The following is a 3,983-nucleotide window of genomic DNA, read 5'->3' as shown; positions in this document are numbered from 1 at the left end:
TTCACCGATCGTATTTATTTGCTTACTTTGTTTGCTCAATTTGCTATCGATCGAGCATACTAAGTAATGAAGAGCCTTAATTTAACCTGCTCTTAGTTATCAATTCTCAATTCTCAATTCTCAATTCTCAATTCTCAATTATTAATTATCCTTTAGTTCCTGTAGATGCCACCCCAGCCACAAACCACTTTTGGAATGCCAAAAATACAATTAAAATTGGTGCGACCATCATTACGCCAAAGCTCATAATATCTCCCCACTGAATTGGTGGTAACGTTTGGAAAGAGGCGATCGCGACTGGTAAAGGTCGAACTCGCTCGTCGATCGTCACCATCGACGGCCATAGAAATGACCCCCATTGAGTCAGAAAAGTTAGAATTGCCACCGTTGCAAATACGGGCTTGGATATCGGTACAATAATTTCAAAAAAAGTCCGAATCGTGCTCGCACCATCGATCCGTGCCGCTTCTTCGAGTTCTTTCGGCAAAGCTACAAAAAAAGTGTAGAACAAATAAATTGAGAAAGCATTGGCGATAAAAGGCAATATTTGAGCTAAATAAGTGTTGCGCCAACCCAAGAGCGTAATCTGAAAAAACAACGGCACCGCGATCGCTTCAAACGGAATAATCATCAAAGCTAGCACTACTAATAAGAGGATGCTCCGTCCCCGCCATCGCAATCGGGCAAAGGCATAACCCGCCAGCGAGTTGACTAACAATCCCGCCAGAACGACTAGGCTAGTAATTAGGATTGAATTGAGAAAAAATTGACTAAAATTAACTCGATCGAATACATCTCGATAATTTTGGGTCGAAGCTGGTACGGGGATAAATCCCTGGATAGTTCCCGCTTGGGATAGTACTAGATCGTCGGGTTTGAAGCTAGCCACCAGCATAAACGCGATCGGGGCGATAAATAGCAATGCGAGGGCAGTTAGCAACGTATAGCTAACTATGATGCCAGTACTCGATCGAGTTTTTTGACCGTTTGGCACGGCCCGATCTGGTTCGATGCGTTGGTGCAGCCTTTGGGAATGAAAATCGGGCATAATGCGATCTCCCGTGTATTTAATCCCATCCTAACAACCCCAAAACCTTTTTCATCGGCACAAACAGGCTGTATAGATCGATCTGTAGTTCGTTAAAACCACCACGGATCGGCAACAGCATTTGTTTTCACTAATAGTGCCTTTTTGCGGAGAAACCGCATCAACCCAGCCGCACCCATCCGCGATTCACCTAAACCAGAATATCCAAAAGAATTTTTTTCACCCTCATAAATCATCGCCGTCAGACTCGCATCATTAATCGAAATTGCACCAGCATCGATCTGTTGGGCAACTGCTAATGCTGCTGTTTCTGCCCCAAAAACTGCGGCACTGAGTCCATAAATCGTGTCATTTGCTAAGTTAATAGCTTCTACTTCTGTAGCAAACGACATTATCGGCATAATCGGGCCAAATGTTTCCTCCGTCATTACTTTCATACTATGATTTACCTGCGTCAATACTGTCGGCAAACACCACCAGCCGCCATCTTTTTGTTCTACCGTTCCCCCACATTGCACGATCGCACCTTTAGCTTGAGCATCTTGTAAATGTTCGCTAATAATTGTGGCTTGTCGATCGGAAATAATCGGGCCTATTTCGCCAGTGTTAACGGTTGGATAAGCTAATTTTAAGCGTTCGGCTTTGGTGACTAATTTAGATACAAATTCATTAAAAATATCTTCAGCCACATAAATGCGTTCGATCGATTGACACGACTGTCCGGTATTGACAACTGACCCCCACAAAATTGCAGATGTTGCTAATTCTAGATCGGCTGATGCTAATACGATCGCGGGGTCTTTGCCGCCTAATTCTAAACAAGCGGGAATCATCCGACGAGCGGCAGTAGTGGCGACTTTTTGCCCAGTAGCGACACTACCTGTAAAGCAGATTAAATCTACAGATTCGACGAGATTAGCTCCCGTTTCTCCGTCGCCTTCAACAAAGGTTAACACATCGCGTAAATCCGGTACATTCTCGATCGCACTCATCAACGGTGCGACGAAACGAGAAGCAATTTCACTAGGCTTGACGATGACAGCACAACCCGCTAATAATGCCGGAATAGTATCGATCGTCGCGAGTAATAATGGAAAATTCCAAGGGCTAATGGCCCCAACTAGTGGATACGGAACTAAGTTCCGTTGTAATTTTACAAACGGAATCGTCGTAAGTTTTTCGGATGATTGTAATAATTCTGGAGCCAATTTACACCAGCGATCGATAATAGAGAATACCGAATCTATCTCTAATACAGAAATTGACAATCTCCCAGTATCATTTACCAAGGCTTCTGTCAATCGATCGCGATCGGCTAATAGAGATTGTTTGAATTTTTTCAAAGCTTCGATCCGACCTTCGATGCCGATTTCATACCAATGAATCTGCGAGCGACGATGACTACTACATCGATCTTTTAACCAATCTTCAGAAGGTGGCTCGATCGTATGGTCTATTTTTCCACTGCGAGGATTGCGGACTTCGATCGGATTAGTCATCGTAATTTGCTCCCTATAAACTATTTGCGATCGAACATATACAATAAGCAAACGATATTATTTTAACTATAGCGATCTTATTTTGGGGCAAGGACAAGATCCAGTCGAATGCGATTGCGGAGGTAGCGGCGTTGCCTCCAGCTCATCCCTGTCGCCAAGATGCACTTTCTTGGCTGGGAAATTTAAAGGTTATACTAGAAGCTAGAGAAGTTAGGGAGCCAGAGGAGGAAGATTTAATGATGCAGTTGTCGCCATTATTTTTAGAAAAGCTTCAGGCTGCCGAGCTGATTGGCGAGCAGCGCGGCGAGCAGCGCGGTGAAGTAAAAGGCAAGACTCAAGGACGCGTTGAGGAAGCTAGATCGTTAGTCATCAGACAGCTAACTCGAAAGTTAGGAAATGTTAGTCCTACGATATTGGCTAAAATTGAGGCTTTACCGCTAGAGCGAGTAGAATTGTTAGGTGAAGATCTCTTAGACTTTACTTCGATCGACAATTTAGAGCAATGGTTGGCATAATTTTTAATTGTTGGTATGCCGAACAACTTAAGTGAGCAAATAAGTGATTTGGTTTACAAAATAGACATAGCACATGTGAACTCTCCTAGTGCAATATTGTGGCTAGAAAAAATAACTGAATTACTTGAAAATAATGAACTTCCTATAAATATTCAAAGAGCATTAGAGATGAACAAAGCATTGATGTCTGATGAAGTATCATAGAAGGCAGATACTTCGTAAGGTGGGCACTGCCAAAAATTTAGATTTCAGGCATTCTCGATCGATCTCCACCGATCGCAGATAATCGATATTTGCACCGACACACTGAGTTAAATTATGCCTCGATCGATTAGACTATCGATCGAGCTTTGCTGGGTTTTTAAAAAGTGTTTGCGGTCTACTTCTGTATCTGACATCGTATTCGCTGGATAAAAATGTGCTTGGCGATAACTTTCGGCATAGAGTTCAAATCGTTGACGGGATAGCAAATTATTCAATCCCAGGCGGCGACGGTAGCGGCGCAAAGCAGCCAAGTCAATCTCGGCAAATGCCGCCATGCTCTCGCCTGTAGCCGTCTCTGCCAAAATGATGCCGCGATAGTCGATAATTTTGGAACCACCATCGGCGGAGGCATCGGGGATGGGTGTATTGACGATTCCCGCCGTATTTGCTGAAACCACATAAGCCATATTTTCAACGGCACGGCTAATTTTAGCGGCTGATTTGGGCGATCGATCGTTGCCGTATACTTCTGAAGTAGAGTGCAAAAAGATCTCCGCGCCGCGCATTGTCAGACATCTGGCGACTTCTGGATACAAGATTTCTTCCGATGCTAGAGCTGCCAAATTACCAATTTCCGTCTTGGCAACTGGAAACACGCCATCTAAACCGTAGCAATCTAAATACTTATCCCAAACATCGTGGGGTGTCGGCGCAAAC

At 43.8% G+C, this 3,983-nt stretch carries 5 protein-coding genes; 2 read left to right on the top strand and 3 right to left on the bottom strand.

Features of this window, described 5'->3' with window-relative positions:
- Positions 1-145 precede the first annotated feature (145 nt).
- Together C7B77_RS25515 and C7B77_RS25510 are read right to left on the bottom strand one after the other, a co-directional pair.
- Entirely contained in the window at positions 146-1,048 is a 903-nt protein-coding gene (locus C7B77_RS25515) for a carbohydrate ABC transporter permease (RefSeq protein ID WP_181244034.1), read from the bottom strand.
- 92 nt (positions 1,049-1,140) lie between these two features.
- Positions 1,141-2,547: an aldehyde dehydrogenase family protein gene (locus C7B77_RS25510; protein ID WP_106311577.1), complete on the bottom strand. Its 1,407-nt coding sequence runs from the start codon at positions 2,545-2,547 to the stop codon at positions 1,141-1,143.
- Between the two features lie 131 nt (positions 2,548-2,678).
- Here C7B77_RS25510 and C7B77_RS25505 point away from each other — a divergent pair, with 131 nt between their 5' ends.
- Entirely contained in the window at positions 2,679-3,062 is a 384-nt protein-coding gene (locus tag C7B77_RS25505) for a DUF4351 domain-containing protein (protein ID WP_245894412.1), read from the top strand.
- Between the two features lie 15 nt (positions 3,063-3,077).
- Positions 3,078-3,266 (top strand): hypothetical protein, encoded by a 189-nt coding sequence (locus tag C7B77_RS25500; protein WP_106311571.1) that lies wholly within the window; start codon positions 3,078-3,080, stop codon positions 3,264-3,266.
- A 107-nt stretch (positions 3,267-3,373) separates the two neighbouring features.
- Here the strand turns inward: C7B77_RS25500 and C7B77_RS25495 are convergent.
- The coding region (locus C7B77_RS25495) for a nitrilase-related carbon-nitrogen hydrolase (RefSeq protein WP_281261391.1) at positions 3,374-3,983 on the bottom strand (610 nt) is incomplete at its 5' end.

Origin of the sequence: Chamaesiphon polymorphus CCALA 037, from assembly GCF_003003845.1 — a bacterium.
In the GTDB taxonomy this organism is placed as follows: domain Bacteria; phylum Cyanobacteriota; class Cyanobacteriia; order Cyanobacteriales; family Chamaesiphonaceae; genus Chamaesiphon; species Chamaesiphon polymorphus.
This window is presented reverse-complemented; position numbering and strand designations above follow the sequence as displayed.

What these genes read in the sequence shown, in the direction of transcription:
- C7B77_RS25515 (WP_181244034.1), bottom strand. Translation starts at nt 1,048, where the DNA reads ATGCCCGATTTTCATTCCCAAAGGCTGCACCAACGCATCGAACCAGAT.
- C7B77_RS25510 (WP_106311577.1), bottom strand. Translation starts at nt 2,547, where the DNA reads ATGACTAATCCGATCGAAGTCCGCAATCCTCGCAGTGGAAAAATAGAC.
- C7B77_RS25500 (WP_106311571.1), top strand. Translation starts at nt 3,078, where the DNA reads ATGCCGAACAACTTAAGTGAGCAAATAAGTGATTTGGTTTACAAAATA.